The sequence below is a fragment of the Paenibacillus cymbidii genome, assembly GCF_004764705.1.
GTDB classification, from domain to species: domain Bacteria; phylum Bacillota; class Bacilli; order Paenibacillales; family NBRC-103111; genus Paenibacillus_AN; species Paenibacillus_AN cymbidii.
The window spans coordinates 206,893-225,250 of record NZ_SHLX01000010.1; the positions used below are offsets into that span (position 1 = coordinate 206,893).

The 18,358-nt window shown below is 62.0% G+C and carries 12 protein-coding genes; 7 read left to right on the forward strand and 5 right to left on the reverse strand.

Annotation, left to right across the window (positions count from 1 at the left end):
- Positions 1 to 14: 14 nt before the first annotated feature.
- From EXY20_RS15895 to EXY20_RS15910, 4 genes are all read right to left on the reverse strand, one after another.
- A complete protein-coding gene (locus EXY20_RS15895; RefSeq protein WP_135552823.1) occupies positions 15 to 1,280 on the reverse strand; it encodes a class I SAM-dependent methyltransferase in 1,266 nt (421 codons plus the stop codon).
- A 107-nt stretch (positions 1,281 to 1,387) separates the two neighbouring features.
- Positions 1,388 to 2,542, reverse strand: coding sequence for a CDP-glucose 4,6-dehydratase (gene rfbG / locus EXY20_RS15900; protein WP_235885957.1), 1,155 nt, complete (start codon positions 2,540 to 2,542; stop codon positions 1,388 to 1,390).
- Entirely contained in the window at positions 2,506 to 3,273 is a 768-nt protein-coding gene (rfbF, locus tag EXY20_RS15905) for a glucose-1-phosphate cytidylyltransferase (protein WP_135552825.1), read from the reverse strand. The genes rfbG and rfbF overlap by 37 nt, the downstream gene beginning before the upstream one ends.
- Positions 3,274 to 3,321: 48 nt before the next feature.
- A complete protein-coding gene (locus tag EXY20_RS15910; RefSeq protein ID WP_167859270.1) occupies positions 3,322 to 5,157 on the reverse strand; it encodes a glycosyltransferase in 1,836 nt (611 codons plus the stop codon).
- A 794-nt stretch (positions 5,158 to 5,951) separates the two neighbouring features.
- On the opposite strand from EXY20_RS15910, the gene EXY20_RS15915 reads away from it, so the two are divergent.
- The 4 genes from EXY20_RS15915 to EXY20_RS15925 all read left to right on the forward strand — a co-directional run bounded on the left by EXY20_RS15915 (position 5,952) and on the right by EXY20_RS15925 (position 12,685).
- A complete protein-coding gene (locus EXY20_RS15915) occupies positions 5,952 to 7,280 on the forward strand; it encodes a DUF6385 domain-containing protein (RefSeq protein ID WP_135552829.1) in 1,329 nt (442 codons plus the stop codon).
- A 110-nt stretch (positions 7,281 to 7,390) separates the two neighbouring features.
- A complete protein-coding gene (locus EXY20_RS38980) occupies positions 7,391 to 9,022 on the forward strand; it encodes a hypothetical protein (protein ID WP_167859271.1) in 1,632 nt (543 codons plus the stop codon).
- Positions 9,015 to 10,907, forward strand: a complete 1,893-nt coding sequence (locus tag EXY20_RS15920; RefSeq protein WP_167859272.1) for a glycosyltransferase — start codon at positions 9,015 to 9,017, stop codon at positions 10,905 to 10,907. Before EXY20_RS38980 ends, EXY20_RS15920 begins: the two co-directional genes overlap by 8 nt.
- Complete coding sequence (locus EXY20_RS15925; protein WP_167859273.1) at positions 10,904 to 12,685, forward strand: glycosyltransferase family 2 protein; 1,782 nt, start codon at positions 10,904 to 10,906, stop codon at positions 12,683 to 12,685. The genes EXY20_RS15920 and EXY20_RS15925 overlap by 4 nt, the downstream gene beginning before the upstream one ends.
- Here the strand turns inward: EXY20_RS15925 and EXY20_RS15930 are convergent.
- A complete protein-coding gene (locus EXY20_RS15930; RefSeq protein ID WP_135552835.1) occupies positions 12,682 to 13,125 on the reverse strand; it encodes a DUF6385 domain-containing protein in 444 nt (147 codons plus the stop codon). The two genes, EXY20_RS15925 and EXY20_RS15930, sit on opposite strands and share 4 nt — an antisense overlap.
- Positions 13,126 to 13,776: 651 nt before the next feature.
- Between EXY20_RS15930 and EXY20_RS15935 the strand changes: the two genes are divergently transcribed.
- The 3 genes from EXY20_RS15935 to EXY20_RS15945 all read left to right on the forward strand — a co-directional run bounded on the left by EXY20_RS15935 (position 13,777) and on the right by EXY20_RS15945 (position 18,298).
- On the forward strand, positions 13,777 to 14,283 hold the full coding sequence (locus EXY20_RS15935; protein ID WP_167859274.1) for a C40 family peptidase: 507 nt from the start codon (positions 13,777 to 13,779) through the stop codon (positions 14,281 to 14,283).
- A 600-nt stretch (positions 14,284 to 14,883) separates the two neighbouring features.
- Entirely contained in the window at positions 14,884 to 16,698 is a 1,815-nt protein-coding gene (locus EXY20_RS15940) for a sensor histidine kinase (protein ID WP_235885974.1), read from the forward strand.
- The gene (locus EXY20_RS15945; RefSeq protein ID WP_135552837.1) at positions 16,691 to 18,298 is read left to right on the forward strand and encodes a response regulator; all 1,608 of its coding nucleotides are present in this window, start codon (positions 16,691 to 16,693) and stop codon (positions 18,296 to 18,298) included. The genes EXY20_RS15940 and EXY20_RS15945 overlap by 8 nt, the downstream gene beginning before the upstream one ends.
- Positions 18,299 to 18,358: the final 60 nt, after the last annotated feature.

The following is an 18,358-nucleotide window of genomic DNA, read 5'->3' on the forward strand; positions in this document are numbered from 1 at the left end:
CTCCCCTTTCCCCCTTACAGCCATTCGACTTCCGGCAGCAGCACCGCCAGCCTGCCGCCCCATGCTTTCACGAAGCCGAGGGAATCGGCAATTTCCCGTTTCAGATTCCAGGGCATGACGACGACCGTATCGGGCTTCGTTTCGCGCAGCCGCTCCGGCGCATACACGGGGATCAGCGTGCCGGGAAGCAGCTGCCCTTGTTTATGCGGGTTGCGGTCGACGACGTAAGACAGCAAGCTCCGGTCGACGCCGCAATAGTTCAGCAGAGTGTTGCCTTTGGCCGGCGCGCCGTAACCGGCGACGGTCCGACCGGCTGCGCGCTGCTCCAGCAGGAAGCGCCAAATGGCGGTTTTGGCCCGCGTTGCCCGTTCGGCAAAGCCGGTATAAGCGTCAAGCCGCAGCAGGCCGGCTTCCCGCTCCAGCCGCAGCAAGTTCGCAACGCCGGCGCCGGCTCGGCGCTCGCCGGGCGCTGCGTCGCTTCGCCTTGCGTATACCCGCAGCGAACCTCCGTGCGTCGGCAGCGGCTCGGCGTCGACGACGGCCAGCCCGTGCGCGGCGAAGATGCGCCGCACCGCATGCAGCGAAAAATAGGAAAAATGCTCGTGATAGATCGTGTCGAACTGTCCGTGCCGCATCAGCTCAAGCAGGTGCGGGAACTCCAGCGACGCTGTCCCGTCATCCTTCAACAGCAGGGCGATGCCGGCGACAAAGTCGTTCAGATCCGGCACATGCGCCAGCACGTTGTTGGCAACCAGCAAATCGGCCCGTAAGCCGTCCGACGCCAGCCGCCGTGCCAACTCCGTGCCGAAAAAAGCGGCGATGACGGGAATGCCTTTGTCCCTTGCGGCTTGCGCGACGTTGCCGGCCGGCTCGATGCCAAGCGCGGGAACGCCCCGTTCGCGAAAATATTGCAGCAAATAGCCGTCGTTGCTGGCGACTTCGACGACTTGCGAGCGTGGGCCGAGCGCGAATCGCTTTACAGCCGACGCCGCGAATTGTTCGGCATGCGCCAGCCAACTGTCGGAATAGGAGCTGAAGTAGGGGTAATCGGCGAATATGGCTGCCGGCGTTTCGTATTCGCCCACCTGCACGAGCAGGCAGGAACGGCACACGGACGCATGCAGCGGATAAAAGAGCGCCGGCCGATCGGCCTCCTCCGGCCGGACGAACCGGTTGGCGAGCGGCGAAAGGCCGAGATCGACGAACGTATCGGTCAGCGGCTCGCGGCAAAAGCGGCAGCGGTGCAAGGGCGGTTTCGGCTTTGACGAAGGCGACGGCATGCGTGCGGCTCCTTTCGGTTTTGTCGGCGGATCGGTTGCGATTTGGCCGCGGTTTGGCGGCGATTGGGCAGCGAATCAGCGGCGGAATAAGGTGATGCGACAGCCGCTTAGCGCGGTTCCAAGGCGGTTTGGCCGGCTGCGGGCCCAAGCCGCATATATCGTTCGATTTGGTCGCGCGTCAACTTCGCCGGGTCCGCTCCGTCGGCCGCGGCGAGATACCAGTCGGCCGTCCAGCGGATGGCGGCGCCGATCGCCAACAGCTGACGCCAGCCGAGTCGGCGGATCGCCTTGGCGCTGTCGAGCGTCAGCGTGCGCGCTTCGCGATACGCTGGCTCGCCGCCGCCAGCTTCGCGGAGCGCCGCCGGATGGCGACCCGACTCGAACCATGCGGCATGAAGCAGCGCGGCCAACTCGCGCGCCGTGACCCGCTGCAGCCGGTTCGGACCGAAGTTCCACGCTTCGGCGAAACGTTCGCCGTCCTCGTACAGCCGTTCCGCCAACAGCAAATAGCCGGCCAAAGCGTCCAGCACATGCTGCCACGGCCGGATCGAATCGGGATGCCGCAGCGTGACCGGCTTGCCGTCGGTCAGACCGCGTACGAGATCGGGCACGAGCCGCTCGGCGCTCCAGTCGCCGCCACCGATCGTGTTGCCCGAGCGGGCCGTGGCGACGGCAACCGGCGTCCCGGCGTAGAACGAGCGGCGGAACGACGCCGTCACCAGCTCGGCGCAAGCCTTGCTGGCGCTGTACGGGTCGTGGCCGCCGAGCCGGTCGTTCTCGCGGAAGGGACGGCTGCGCTCTTCGTTGTCGTACACTTTGTCGCTGGTGACGACGACAACGGCGCGCACCTTGCCGCAGGAGCGCACGGCTTGCAGCACGTTTGCCGTTCCCGCCGCGTTGACGGCAAATGTTTCTGCCGGTTCGCGGTAGGAGGCGCGAACGAGCGGCTGGGCGGCCAGGTGAAACACGATGTGCGGATCGGCCACGCGCATGGCTGCCGTCAGCTTGTCGCCGTCGCGGATGTCGCCTTCCACGGAAACAAAGCCGTTGCCCGGACCCGGCAAACCGCCGGACGTTGCCGTCTGGCCGCCGCCATTGTCCGCCGCCGGCAGCGCAAATCCGGTTGTTTGCGCGCCGAGCATCTGCAGCCAATGTGCCAGCCATGTTCCTTTGAAGCCGGTATGACCGGTGAGGAATACACGTTTGCCCCGCCAAAAGGTCGCGTTCACCATACTTTCCACGGCGCGCTTCCGGATGCCCACCATTCCTCCAGCTTGCGTTTGTCGCGCAGCGTATCCATCGGCTGCCAGAAGCCGCGATGCCGATACGCGGCCAGTTGACCGGAAGCGGCCAGACGCTCCAGCGGTTCTTTTTCCCATATCGTCTCATCGTTCTCCAGCAGCTCGAACACGCCCGGCTCCAGTACGAAGAAGCCGCCGTTGATCCAACCGTCGTCCGTCTGCGGTTTTTCGCGGAACCGGCTGACGTTGTTCTCCTCGAGCTGCAGCGCGCCGAAACGCCCCGGAGGCGCCACGGCGGTCAGCGTCGCCAGCTTGCCCTGCGCACGATGGTGCGCCACGAGCCGATCGACGGGCACGTCGCTCAAGCCGTCGCCATACGTCATGCAGAACGTTTCGCCGCCGATGTATGGACGGGCGCGAAGCAGGCGGCCGCCGGTCATCGTGCTTTCGCCCGTGTCGGCCAGCGTGATGCGCCACGGCTCGCCCGCGTAGCGGTGAACGTGCATTTTGCCTGCGGCGATGTCGAACGTGACGTCCGCGCGATGCAGCATGTAGTGGGCGAAATACTCTTTGACGACGTACCCCTTGTAACCCAGGCAGACGATAAAATCGTTGATGCCGTAATGGGCGTACATTTTCATGATGTGCCACAGAATCGGCAATCCGCCGATCTCGATCATCGGCTTCGGCCGAACGGCCGTTTCCTCGCTAATGCGGGTCCCGAGACCGCCGGCAAGCAGCACCGCTTTCATCCCGCGTCCCTCCCGAAATAAGCCGTTTCGCACTGTTTCGCACGGCTTTCAATCCGCCGCAGCCGCCACGACCGTGTCCGTGATTGCCAGCATGCCGGCGTTCAGTCCGCCGGACGCGGCCCATGTCTGCAGCGACTTGTAAAGGCTGCTGAACGTTGGCTCGATTTCGCCGCTGATATGGAATAGTTTGGCGACCGGCAAGCGGCCTTGATGCAGCGCTTCCAGCAGCTCCGGCAACCGCGGGGGTGCGTCCAGGCCGGTCAAACCGGGGTCCGGCACGAGCGTCCGGTCCGCGAGCTGCTGGATCAGCGCCAAATAATGCCCCATGTTGCGCAGCTTGCACAAGAAGAGACCGCTTCGTTTCATCAGCGGGCGGATGGCGCGCATGAGCGCAGCCGGCGATTCGCAACGCGCCCAGCCGCCGCCGAACAGGACGATGTCGAACGCGTCGTGCGGCAGGCGGGCGGCGATTTCGTCCAGCGGGCCGCATTCGGTGCGGGAAGAAATCGTCTCCAGATCGACCGCGAATTTGCGCCGGTCGGTATAGCTGACGATTTCGGCTTGCCCGTACCCGGCACTGCGCAGCGCGTTGCGCAGCTGCAGCGGCGTTGCGCCGCATCCGGTATTGACGCCGAGGATGCGCAGACGGCCGAAGCCCGGCAGCGCCGGCGGCGGCATCATCTCCATCGCGCATTGCACGAGCAGCGGATCGAACCGCGATTCCGACCAGGCGTCGATGCCGTATTTGGCTTGGAAAATCGTCCGGCTCTCCTCAAGTGAGCGGTGTTTCACCTGGTCTTCGCGCACCGTAACCGAGCCGAAATGGTACGTAAACGTGTCGCGCGCGAACAGCAGCTTGTAGCCGGCGCGCCGGATGCGGAAGCTGATGTCGTCGTCGGCAAACTCGCCGTACCGGAAGCGGGGATCGAAATAGCCGGCGTCCCGCAGCGCCGCAGTTCGAGCCATCAGCACGCAAGGCATCAGCTGCAGCCGTTCCTCCCATTTGGCCGGATCGGATACGTTGTAGGACTGCGCGAAACGGTGCATCTCTTCCAGCGAGGCATACTCGCCGGGGATGCGCTGGAAGTTCGACACCGTATTGGCGCCGGGCGAAACGAAACCGACAGTCGGATCGGACTCGATGCAGCGCAGCAAATTGTCAAGCCAGTTCGCCGTCATGAGGAAGTCGTTGCTGATGCAGGCGGTGTATTCGGCGTCGGCAGCCAGCATGCCGGCGTTGAATCCGCCGACCGGCCCCTGGTTGGGGAGGAGCGTAATTTTTTTGCGGTTGGGCAGCGTGCGGAGGAACGTGTCCGTATCGTCGGCGGAACCGTTATCGACCGTAATCAGCTCGAACGGAATGCCGACGGTGTGCCGGTAGATGCTTTCGATGCACATTTTCGTGTGGGCGGCATGGTTGTATCCGAGCACCACGATGCTGATCAGCGGCTCCGGCGCATCCGGGTAGGCATAGTCAGGGTATTGCTCCGCCGGGTCGGTTTGCATGGCTGCCGCTTCGGTTATCGTTTCGCGCAGCTCCTGCGCGATCGCTGCCGCTTCGTCGGGATTCGTCCCGGTTGTGTCCCGGGACGCTATCGCTTCCGCCAGCCGGTATACACTTGCGGCGACCGCCGGCTGCCGCTTGCGGCGATATACGTCCGCCAGCAGCCTTGCCGCTGCGGCGTCTTGATGCCGGTGGCCTAGTGCTTCGATCAGCGTCGTCTGGGCTTCGTCCAGCTTCCCTTCGGCGATGGCGATTTGCGCTTTCCACAGGCGAACTTCTCCGTCGTTCGGCTGCTGCTTGCCGTATTCGCGGAGCAGCAGCTTGGCGATATCGGTGCGGCCGGCTTGCAGCATGTGGCGGATTTTGCTTTTGACTTCCACACGATCACTCCGTCCTGTCGTCGGTTGCGCGAATGCGCCGATGCGAACGTGGTTCGCTTGGTCGGCTATTTGAGGATAAGCCATGTTTTATTGGCTATTCGCTGAAATTCGGGCTGTGTTTGCGAAATAGGCCATGTTTTCGCTGGCTATTCGGGGGCAAAGCCCGGTTCAGAGGGCATTTGCGGTTGAATAGCCATGTTTTCACTGGCTATTTTCGATGGAAAGGGGGAAATGGCGCGAATAGGCCATTTTTCATGGCTTATTTTGGAGACAGTTGCTGTTGCGCCTTGGGAGCCAAGTTTTCCGGAGCCGCTGTGTTGGTTTCCCTGCATCGCACGGATTCGCCATGGTGGTTGGTGGAGTTGTCGGAAGCCTCCCACTTCCACCTGCGCCGCGCTAACGGTTCCAGATGAGCTTGATCGGGTATTTTGAACGGTTTTCTGACGCTAACGGTTTCAGATAAGCTTATTTGCTGATTTCCCGCCGATTTTGGCGATTTTTTTGCGAATAGCGGCGCTGGAAACCGTTACAATCTCAATCCAACCGATATCGGCCCAATAAGCGCTGTCAGAACCGTCCCTCGAACGCCATTCGTCCTCGTGCCGTAGTCGCATCATTTTGCCCCTTGGATAGGGTTATCTCACTGTATGCGGGACAAAGTGGCGGAGTGTGGGGGCAAAGCCCCATTCCGGCGATGAAACGGGCGTAGACCTTAGCGTCGCAGGCGATGGCTACCCATGCAAAAGACGAGTTGGGACGTATGATAAAAGAAAACGAAAGGAGGTACAGGCCAGATGCCCAACTTTATCGTGTATAACGTCGATCCGAATCAATTGCAGACGCTGATTTTCGGCAGCGACGGCACGAATGCGGTGCCGCTCAGCGTTGATTCGACCGGTCGGTTGAATATCGGGGACATCAGCACAGTCACGGCGGTCGAGTCGGCGACGATAGCTGGCGGCACGATTGATGCGTTGCTGGCGGGTACCGTAAACGCGACGATTCTCGGCGGCACGGTGTCGGCGACGATAGCAGGCGGCACGATTGACGCGTTGCTGGCGGGTACCGTAAACGCGACGGCGCTCGGCGGTACAATTGATGCGTTGCTGGCGGGTACCGTAAACGCGACGATTCTCGGCGGCACGGTGTCGGCGACGATAGCAGGCGGCACGATTGATGCGCTGCTGGCGGGCACCGTAAATGCGACGGCACTCGGCGGTACAATCGACGCGTTGCTCGCGGGTACTGTAAACGCGACGATTCTCGGCGGCACCGTGTCGGCGACGATAGCAGGCGGCACGATTGATGCGCTGCTGGCGGGCACCGTAAATGCGACGGCACTCGGCGGTACAATCGACGCGTTGCTCGCGGGTACTGTAAATGCGACGATTCTCGGCGGTACCGTGTCGGCGACGATAGCGGGCGGCACGATTGACGCGCTGCTGGCGGGCACCGTTAACGCGACGGCGCTCGGCGGCACAATCGACGCGCTGCTGGCGGGCACCGTTAACGCGACGGCGCTCGGCGGTACAATCGACGCGTTGCTCGCCGGTACTGTAAACGCGACGATTCTCGGCGGCACGGTATCGGCGACGATAGCGGGCGGCACAATCGACGCGTTGCTGGCGGGCACTGTGTCCGCGACTGTACTCGGCGGCACGTTGAACGCCGTGCAAGCGGCAACGATCGTTGGCGGCACATTGGGCGCCTTGCTCGCCGGCACCGTGTCTGCGACGATCCTCGGCGGCACCGTATCCGCAACGATTCTCGCCGGCACGATCACGACGATTTCGCAAAACAACTTCAACCAATTCAGCCTGCTCGGCGCCACGTTCAGCTCGGCGGTGTATACGCCAATCGCGGCGGCATCGTTGAATCAGATGACATACCCTTACCGCGTCTACTCGTATTTCGTCGTCAACAACGCCGGCGCGCAAACGATCACCGCAAGGGTCGAGCTCAGCTCGGACGGTACGAACTGGGTAGTCGAACAAACATCGACCAACCTGACGTCCGGCGCAATGGTGCTCACCCCGATGAAATTCACCAAATACACCCGGCTGGCGATCGCCGTACTGGCCGGCTCCGCTACAGTCGACGTATACCTCGACGCACAAGTATAAACACGGTTCATAAAATGGAGGATGACAGCCGTTATCCTCCTTTTTGCCGTGCAGTCGCAAAGAGGGGAGGCAGCGGTACGGAGTCCATGGCGCTATTGGAGGGATTACGCATGTCCGAGCTTGCCGTTGTGGTGCTGCCGATCGACGGTTTGCCCCTGGCAATACAACCGAAACAGGAGGCCGTGTACGTGCCGTACCGGCCGGAGCTGCCGGAAGCCTGGCCGGAAACGATCCGGCAAGTGCGAGAGTCCGGCGCTTCGCGGGTGCTGCTGCAATATTCCCATGAATCGGTCGATATCCCCGCCCACGGCTGGCGATATGTCGATTGGCGGTGCAAACGATATCGGCGCCTGTACGCTGCCGAGACGTTTGCGGCATTTCCGTCGCTCTGGTCGTGCCTGGAGCTGCAGCCCGAGCTGCTGCAGCCGTTGCCCGGATGGAAGGCCGATCGCCGGGAAAGGGACGACCACACAGCGCCTGACGAAGCGCACCGGATCGTCCGTCTGCTGCATGCATTCGATCAGGAGCTGTGGGACGAGGCGGATCGGCTGCTTCAGGAACGGGCGGGCAGTTTGCCCGAAGCGGACGCGCTGTTTGCCGCCGCTTGCCTGTACGACCGCACGAACCGCGGAGAAGAAGCGTACGCCGCCGGGAAACGCGCGTTGTCCAGCGAGCCGGAGCCCGGCCGTCCGCCGGCTTGCGATCCGTCCCAGCTGTGGCTGGCGCACGGGTTGCACGCCTCCCGGATCGGCAAACGCGAGCAGGCGGCCGCCGCCTACTGCATCGCCGACGCGGAGCGGGCCGACGTCGAGCCGCTTGTCTGCTGGCTGGACGACATGATCCGGGAAGGGGAACCGGAAGAAGCGGCAATTGCGGCGGTTGCCGATTGGTTGGCGGCCGATCCGGAGCCACTTGCCCGGCTGGCAGTGACGCTTCACCGCGCCGGACTGTTCGAGCGGGCGCTGGAGGCCGCGGAAGCGGCAGCGGCGTCGGGAGAGGCGGCGCCGCTGCCCGCGGGCACTGGTTCCGACGGCTTGCTGTTGTCACCTGATTGCAATTGCCGCTCTTCGCTTCTGCTTGCGCGCATTCGGTTTGACGGCCTGGCGTACGCCGGGCGGCTGGCGGATGCGATGCTGCTGATGATGGAGCAGCCGGATGCCTACAGGAGCCGCTTCCCGGCGGACGACGCGTTGTGCCGGCTGCTGCTCGCCGACGGGGAGGCTGGCGCGTTGGCCGGCGCGATGGCCGGCGAGGAGCTTGCCGCCGCCATCGGGCGGGCCTTCGACCTGCGGCTCTTCGAGCTGGCGGAGCGGCTGCAGCCGTACGCCGCAACCGCAGCCGGCGCTGACGCCGAGCCGCTGGCCGCTCACTATTTTCGCCGCGGGTACGTGTTGCGTTCGGCTTCTCTCGACCTGGCGACGCTGCGCGAAGGCGGGCTCGATCCCGCAGGGTTCCGCAGGCTTGGGACGACGCTGTATTATCGCGGCGCTTACGAGGAAGCGGCGGGCATGTTCGAATACGTGCTGGCCCATGCGCCCGGCGACGCCACGCTGCGGACGGCGCTGGCGCTTGCGTGCTTGCGTCAGAGCGAGTTGCTGCTCGGCGAATCGATGCACATTTTCCCGTCTTCGCTGTTTCTGCGGGAGGAGGCGGACAAGGTGCACGCGGGCATCAAGACGCTGGAGTCAAGCGGGGCTTTGCCGCGCTGGCGCAGGGCGGAAAGGAGAAATTTCGATGCCTGAAGCGGCGGTGTCCCTGTGCATGATCGCCCGCAACGAAGAAGCCGTGATCGCCCGCTGCCTGCAAAGCGTCCGCGGCGCCGTCGACGAAACGATCGTGCTCGATACCGGTTCCTCCGACCGGACGGCGATTGTCGCCCGCGAAGAAGGCGCCGTCGTATATTCGTACGAATGGCAGCAGCATTTTGCCGACGCCCGCAACGCCGCGATCGCTTATGCGCGGGGCGAATGGATTCTTGTGCTCGACGCCGACGAACGGCTCGAAGACGGGCAGGCGCGAATGCTTCGGCAGTGCATTGCCGACAATCCCGAAGCGGACGGCTTCTTCGTCCGGATCGTCAATTATTTCGGCTCGGAGGACCGCCAAGGCGGCGCTTCGGTGTCGTCGTCCCTGCGGCTGTTCCGCAACAAGACCGGTTACCGGTACGAGGGGCGCATCCACGAGCAGATCGTGCGGCCGATTCTTGCCGTGAGCCCGCACGCCCGGCTGCTGTACTCGGAGCTGACGCTGCTGCACGGCGGGTATTTGTCCGAAGTGGTGCAGCGCAAAGGCAAGGTAAAACGGAACACGGAGCTGCTCGAGCTGGAGCTGCAAACGACCGATCAGGTTGCTTTTCATCGCTACAATCTCGGGGTCGAATATATGCGGGCGGGCGACATCGGGCCGGCGCTGGAGCAGTTCCGCCTGTCGCGCGAGAGCATGGACTGGACGCAAGCCAGCTTCGGCCACGTGGTCGTGCTGCGGGAAATCAACTGCCTGCAGGCGCTCGGCCGCTGGGACGAAGCGCTGGAGATGAGCGTGGCGGCAGCGGCGGTGCTGACCGATTATCCCGATCTGCATCTGAACCAGGCGCGCATTCATCAGCACTTGCAAATGTGGGAGGAAGCCGAAGCCTCGCTGCGCCGCGCGCTGGATATCGGCGAATCGCCGCCGCAGTATACGTCGGTCAGCGGATCCGGCACGTATGCCGCTTGCTTCCACATGGGCAAAACGTGCGAGATGCTGGAGCGTTACGACGAAGCCGCCGCCTGGTACGCCAAATCGCTTAAATGGAAGCCGACGCTGCTGCCGCCGTTTCTGCGGCTGATCGGCCTGCTCGCGCGCCGCCACGAAGCGGACGGCATTACAGAACGACTCGAACGGCTGTTTACGCTCGAATCGCCGCAAACGTGGTGGAGCATCGCGTTGTCTAGCTATCAGCTCGGTTTGTATGGGCAAACGATACGCGTGCTGCGCGAACGGAAGATGCCGAAAGATAAGGCGGAGGAACGGGAGCTGCTGCTGAATCGCTGCCGGCTGCTGACGGCGGAGCGCGTCGCGGCCTCCTCGCTGCCGCCTCCCCGGGAAGCGGCGCCCAAGCGGCTTGCCCGCCAGCGCACGATGGCGAGAAGAAGCTGGTACGAAGCGATTGCCGCGAACGACGAACGGCGCGCCGCCGGGGCGCTGCGCCAACTGGAGGCGCTGCTGCCCGCGCCCGAAAAGCCGGCCGCCAGCGGAACGACGGATGAGACGTACGTTTTGCTGTATGCCGTTTATTTATTTGCGATGGAGGAGCAGGGGGCGCGGCCGCATCCGCCTGTGGTCGCCGGGGCGACGTACGATGCCGTCTGGAGCGAGTTGTATTTTCTATATATGTTGGCGGTCAAAAGGAAGCTGTTTGCGCTGCAGGCCCGTGTCCGCACGTTCTGGCGGCAAACGATTGCGGCAATGCCGGACCCGGCGCAGCGGCTGAGAGGGATGTACGAATGGATCAAAACGGTGCACGTGCGCATCTACCAGTTGATTCAGCCGGACGAGGAGCTGACGGCGTACGGCAAGCTGTGGGACGACGCGCGGCCGAAGCTGCTGACGCTGATCGACGATATGATGATGGAGGAGACGCTGTGACGAAACCGGTCGTGTCCCTGTGTTTGATTGTGCGGAACGAAGCGGCGCGCATCGGCGATTGTTTGGCGTCGGTCCGCGGCTTCGCGCAGGAGATCGTCGTCGTCGACACCGGGTCCGAGGACGGTACGGAGGCGATCGCCGAACAGCTTGGCGCCAAGGTGTATCGCTGCCGCTGGAACGAGCATTTTGCCGAGGCGCGCAACGAATCGCTCAAGCGGGCAACCGGCGACTGGGCGCTCGTTCTGGACGCCGACGAAAGCATAGACGCCTGGGACGAAGCGGAGCTGCAGCGGCTGCTGGCCGATCCGGAAGCCGGCGGTTACGCGCTGACCGTGCGCAATTACCGCTCCGCCGCGGCGGACGACTACGAATCCGATACCGTGGTGCGGCTGTTTCGCCGGCTGCCGGGCATCGCCTATACGGGCCGCATCCACGAAGAAATCGTCTCCTCGCTCAAACGGCACTACCCGCATTTGCCCGTAAAGACGGCGCCCTTCATCGTCCGTCATACCGGCTATGCGGAGGGCGAAACGCTCGCCGCGGCCAAGGCGGCGCGCAACCGGCGGCTGCTGGAGCGCGCCATTCGCGAGGAGGACGATAAGCTGTATTACCGTTATGCGTGGGGAGCGGAAAGCTTCCTGCACGAACGTTACGGGGAAGCGGCGCGGGAACTGGCCCCGCTGCTGCGCGCCGTTCCGCCGTCGGCCGGTTATGCGTCCGACCTCGCCTGCAAGCTCGCTTACGCTTTGTGGCGCAGCGGCAATCCGGAAGCGGCGCTGCAAACGGCGGAGACAGGGCTTGTCCGCGAACCGGAGGATGGCGATTTGCGGGAGCTTTACGTTTCGCTGCTGCTGGAGGAGGGCCACTGGGAAACGGCGCTGCGCCGCTTGTCGGCGACCGGCGGCTGGCGCCTCGGCTTCGTTCACAGCCGGCTGCTGAATGCCGCCGAAGCGCTGCGCAGCTGGGAACGCTGCCTTCGCTCGGGCGGCAAGGAGCGCGAGCGGGCGCTGCCGTTTTGGCTCGAGTGGGCGTTCGCCTGCTACGGCGACAACGAGTTGGCACTGCGTTTGGAGGAGGTGCTGGAGGAGGGACCCGCGTACCGCGAAACGCTCGCGCAGCTGTGCCGCCATGCGATGAAGTGGCGCCGCGGCCATCTGCTGCTTCCGCGGCTGGCTGTCTCCGGCGAAGCGGGCAACGAGCGGGAGCTTGCCTTTCATCGCGCGGTTTTCTGCGCCCAATCCGGCGATACGGACGCAGCGCAGGCAACGCTGCATCAGCTGCGCCGCACCGGCAGCGAGCGGTTTGCGGCGATCTACGACTGGGCGCTTGCCTGCAGGGAGAACGGCGATGATGCGGCGGGAAGGCTCGTGCATTTGCTCGGCGAGTGGCCGGAACCGGCCGTCGTTCGGCAAGCCGCTTTTGCCTTGCTGGCGATGGGAGCGTGGAGCGCGTTTGGCGCGTTCTGGCGGGAGGAAGCGGCAGCGGAAATCGTGCCGGCTGCGTGGAGGCCGGCGATTGTGCAGGCGCCGCAGGAGGTGCGGAGGGCGGTTTACGCGCGGCTCGGCGGCGCCGCTGCCGGCGAGCGTTCGTTCGGCGAGCGGGTATTGGCCGCGCTGCTTGCGGCCTCGCTGGGGGACGGAACGGCCAGCGCAACTGCCTTCGCGCGGCTGCGGGAACAGTTTCCGCGGCGGCTCGAACCGATTGCCGGCCAGCATGCGGCGCTGAGCGGCAGCTTCTCCGGCGAATGGGGGCCGCTGCTGCTTGCCGCGACATCCTAACCGGCGGTTTGTGCCTGGAAGTACAGATCGAGCTTTGCCGGTTGACCGGGGTTGGCCGATCTGATGCTAATTCGCGCATACTTCAAATAGCGCATCGGCGTCAGCACCTGCATGTCCCCGGGAGAGACGGTCGCTTTGACGTCGGTGGCGAAGTCGGCCGCATTCGGGCTGATTTCGATGCGGATCAGCGCCGGATGCCGATCTTTGTTGATGCCAACGAACGAATAAGTTTGCAGCACCGCCGAATTGACGAGCAGCACGGGTGTCCATTCGTCCGTCGTCGTTTCATTAAGCCTGCGCCCTTCGAGAAAACGCGAGCCCTGCACTTGCAGGATGCGGTGCGGCCGCGCGCGATGGCAACGGGAGGGCGTGCGGCGCTTGTGCGAAGGCCGCAGGCCCGGTTTGCGCTTCGGTTTCCGGCAAGTGTCATACTTTCTCATCAGACTTGATCCCTCCGCTCTTCTCTGCATATGCCACTATATTCGGCAGCGGCAGTTGCGGAAGCGGTATTTGCGGATGCGGCGGCGGCTCAAACGAACGGCTTTGGGGGGAGGCAGCCACCAAACCGCTGTGATGAAGTCGGTGGAATACGCCGCCGCCGCCCGGTTCGGAACGAAAAAAACCCTCCTCCCGCCGCCGGCGAAAGAAAGGTTCTTGGCTGGTTGATAGAAATTACTCTTCCTCTTCCCATTTGCGGGAGTAGGCTTTTTTCGTTACGTAGAACGTTAATGCGGAAACGATGGCGATGACGAGGAACGAACACGCAATAACGGCGCCGTACATGGCACATCCCCCTTCAATCAAGCGATTTACCGCTATTGTAGCATGTTCGCAGGGCAATCTGCCGGTTTTCACACAAATGTCATCAATCCATTGGAGCAATTCCCAACCTTTAGATTGGAAGTGAATTTAAAACCATTTTTACAATAAAAATACGATGAGGAAATTCTCACGGATTTCTCAGAAAACGGCGCAACCCGTTGGGAGGCGCGCGATAGCGCATTCACTGGTAAATGAGGGCATTTTTTTCCGTGTTATACTCGGTGGCAGATGGTCGATCATCTTATCGCCTACTACCGAGGAGGAACATCATGAACCTGCACATTCGCTTGTCCAAACGTTTGCTGAAATCGTTCGTCGCCGTCAGCCTGAGCTTCGCGATTGCGCTCACCGGCAGCATGATCGTCGCACCCGCATCCACGCATACCGTTGAAGCTGCTTCCCGCGCGGACAGCGTGCTGTCGACCGCGGCCAAATATCTCGGCACTCCGTACAAGTTCGGCGCCGCCTCCGGGCAAACGCGCAATTTCGACTGTTCTTCTTTTACCCAATATGTGTTCAAAAAATACGGCGTATCGCTGCCGCGCACCTCGAAAGCGCAGTCGGGCAAAGGCACTTTCGTTTCCCGCAGCAACCTGAAGAAAGGCGACCTCGTCTTCTTCTCGACGCCGTCCTCGAAAGGCAAAATCGCCCACGTCGGCATTTACGCCGGCAACGGCAAGTTCATCCACACGTACGGCAAGCCGGGCGTCATGTACTCCAGCCTGAGCTCGAGCTGGTGGAGCTCGCACTACATCACCGCTCGCCGCGTGCTGTAAGCGGACAAGCCCGGAAGACAGCAAACCCGCATCGCGAGATGCGGGTTTTCGGCATTGTCGCCATCATAACGATCTCTATTTTCTCATGCCGGGTCGGGTAACGAAAAATAGCCTATGAAAAATGGCTTATTTGCCCGATTTGGCCCGCCTCGTAGGAAATAGCCAGTGAAAACATGGCTTATTTGCTCTGCCAGGTCCCCAATCGGGCCTTTTAGCCGAAATGGCCAGTGATTTCACTGGCTATTCTGGAGCGGCTGCCCGTTTTTGGCGAAATAGGCAATAAAACATGGCCTATTTGCAAAACGCTTCATCGGAGAGGAGCGGCGGCGTAGCAAATGGGTGGGTTGGCGGAGGGCAGAACGCCCGCGTTGGCACAGAGGGGGCGAGAGGGCTGCATCCGGGTTCCGTTCGATATGTTTGTTCCATTGTACTATATTTTGTCTAATCGCCGGCAGGCGAACAAGAAAGAGGCCAAATACGCCGGTGTTATCGAAATACTCGAGTGGATAGGCTGTCGCTCGGGTTTTTTCATAATCTGGACGAAAACCGGAAATTCATATATTATGGCATGAACTGCGTGCGTAGACGGGGGAGATGCTGGTGAAACGGCGGAGCAAGGCGATGGCGATGCGGCCGAGAGCATGGTTTTACGGGTTGTCGTTTCGCAGCCGGGTTTGGCTGGCGTTCCTGCTGCTCATCACGCTGGCCGTCAGCGCGAACGGGACGATCTCGTATTTGATCGCCGCCAGGGTCGTGCAGCGCAACGCATTCCAACTGAGCGAGGATACGATCAACCGGACGGCCCAGGTCGTCGACCAGCGGCTGCGCAACATTACGGTTTCCATGATGTCGCTGACGATCAGCGAACCGTTCAAAGAGATGATGAAGGATGTCGCATCGGCGGATACGAGCCGTTACTACCAGCATTTGACGGCGATGCAGAAAGTATTTTCGCAATTCCAGTTCTACGATGTTTACATTCAATCGATGCTGATCGCCACTCCGATCGGCGATTTCTATCCGACAACTTCGATTCGTGCGACGAACCAGCCGTTCTACGATAGCGATATGTACCGGCAAGCCAAAATCGAAAAACGGCCGTTCTGGGTGCCGCGCCATGAAGACGCTTTCTTCACCGGCCGGGAGCAGGTCATATCGCTCGTGCTGAATACGATCGGGGAAATCCCGAACCAGGATTATGATGTCTATCTGATCGTCAATATCAAGGAGAACGACTTGTACCGGCTCATTACGGACAGCCAGAACAAGGCCGAAACGTTGCTGGACTACATGTTCATCGACGGAGAAGGGCAGGAAGTCGTTCGATTGCCGCTCTACGCGGCTACCGACGCCGGTTGGCGCGCTTCTTTCCTCGATCGGCTGCGCAGGGACCAAACCGGCCACTTCTTCTATCCGCTCGGCGGCGAACAGTCGCTCGTCAACTACGCGAACATGGAAGTGGGCGAAAACTGGATTCTGGTGGGGATCCAATCCAAGGAGCGCCTGCTCGCGCAAGTCAACGGCATCAAACGTTCGACGCTGTACGCCTTGTTCGGCTGCCTGCTGCTGTCGCTGTTCGTGTCGAGCGGGCTGACGAGACTGCTGCTTAAGCCGCTGTACAAGCTGCAGGAGCTGATGAAACGCGCCCCGCACAACGACCTTGACGTGCGTTTCACCAGCCGTTACCGGGACGAGGTGGCCCAGGTCGGGCTGCGCTTCAATCGGATGCTCGACGAAATCAAACGGTTGATTCAGGACGTCACTGACGGCGAAACGGAGAAACGGAAGGCGGAGATCAAAGCGCTGACCGCGCAGATGGACCCGCATTTTTTGTACAATACGCTGAATACGATTTATTGCAAATCGGAGCTTGGCGCGAATGAAGACGCGAGCGAGATGATTCTTTCGCTTGCCCAGATGTTCCAGCTCGGCCTGAGCAACGGCCGCGACTGGGTGACGCTGGAGGACGAAATTACCCATATGAAAATGTATTTGGCGATCCAGCAGAAATGCTACGACACGCTGTTCGACTACCGCCTCGAAATCGGCAGCGAAGTCGACCCGTCGTCGATCGTGCTGAAAATTTTGCTGCAGCCGCTTGTCGAAAACGCCATTCTCCACGGCTTCCGGGAAATCGACAGCGGCGGGCGCATCGACATCGCCATCCGGACGGAGGCGGGGCAGCTCGTGCTTTCGGTTAAGGACAACGGCAGCGGCATGAACGTGGAGGAGGTCGAACGCCAGATGCGTCACGCCGCCACCGGCCAAAAAGGGTACGCCCTGCGCAACATCGCGCACCGGCTGCAGCTGTATTACGGCGGGCAGGCGCGGATGGAGTTGTACAGCGAGCCGGGGCGCGGCGCGGAAGTGGTGCTGCGGCTGCCGGCAACGGAAGGAGGAGCAACGAATGAATGAACGGCTCATACGCTTGTGCGTGATCGACGATGTCAGCAGCGTCGTCGAAATGATCGCGAGCCGCACCGATTGGGCGTCTTACGGGATCGAGATCGCCGGTACGGCGGGGAGCGGCGTGGACGGACTGCGGCTTGTCGAGGAAGTGAGGCCGGATATCGTGCTCACGGATATCCGCATGCCGAAGATGGACGGGATGGAGATGACCGCCCGCATTTTGCAGCTTGATCCGCATTGCAAAGTGATTATTTTGAGCGGCTACACCGATTTCGAATACGCGCAGCAGGCGATTCGGCTCGGTGCGTTCGATTTCCTGAAAAAGCCGTTCTCGCGCGCGGAAATCGTCAAAGTGGTGGTAAAAGCCAAGGAGGCGTGGGAAGAGGAACGGCGCAGCATCACCCAGGTTCACGAAATGGAGAAACGGCTGATGTTGAGTATGCCCCTGCTGCGGCAGGAATATTTGAGCACGCTCGTTCACCATCGTACGGACGCCGCGCAGGCGGAAAGACGTTGGCGTTATTTTCACATTCCGCTCGAACCGCGCCGGCTTGTGGTCATGATCGTGGAGATCGATCGGTTCGAAGGCGGCGCCGCGGCGCTGTCGACCCACGAAGTGGAGCTGAACCGGTTCGCGCTGCAGAACATTCTTGAGGAAACGATCCAGTCGTATACGCAGGGCGTCGTTTTCCGCGAGGCGGACAAGCGCCACATCTGCATCCTCAATTGCGACGACCCGCAGCTGGCGGGCCGAATCGCCGACCGCTGCTGCGCCCACATCGCGCAGTATACGCGTTTCACCATCTCGATCGGCATCGGCCTGATCGCCGACGATCCGAGCCGGCTGCCGGAATCGTACGAACAGGCGCTGCAGGCGTTCTCCTATCACTTCTACTCCGGAGGCAACGGCGCATTCAGCTACGCCCATATCGCCGGCGTCGACAAGGAGCCGCGCTTCACGGCCGCGGCCGCCCAGGAGCTGCTGTTCGCCTTGCGTTCCGGGAACCGCGAAAAAAGCCTGGAGCAGCTTGCGCAGCTGCTGGACGATTTGTTCGCCGGCACGCCGAAGCCCGATTACGTCATCAGCGTTTGTTACGAGCTGGCGTTCATGATGCTTAGGGTGCTGCTGGAGAAGCTGCCCGACGAACAAGTCAGGGAGCTGGAGCGGCGCGTGCGCGAGAACAAGGCGGCGGAGCCGACGATGCACGAGCTGCGGCAACTGCTGGGCGACATTTGCCGCAAGGGCTGCGAATGGGTCGAAATGCAGCGGTCGAGCGAGTCGGAGCTGATCGTCCGGCAGGCGATGCAATATATCCGCGGCAACCTGGGACAGGCGCTTACGGTCGAGATGTGCGCTCGGCATGCGAATCTCAGCGCGGGCTATTTTGCCAACGTGTTCAAAAAAATCGCCGGCATGACGGTGCAGCAATACGCGACCCACGAGCGAATCGAGCGGGCCAAACAGATGCTGATCGAAGACTTTCAGGTGCAGGAAATCGCCGACGCGCTCGGCTACGAGCACCGGCGCTACTTCAGCGAAGTGTTCAAGAAGACGACCGGCCTGACGCCGTCGGAATTCCGGCAAGCTTATTTGGGCAAGGCCTAAACAGCTTCGTGATGAGAAACCAACTTAGCTGTTTTGTTGCCCTTGATGTTGGTCATGCCA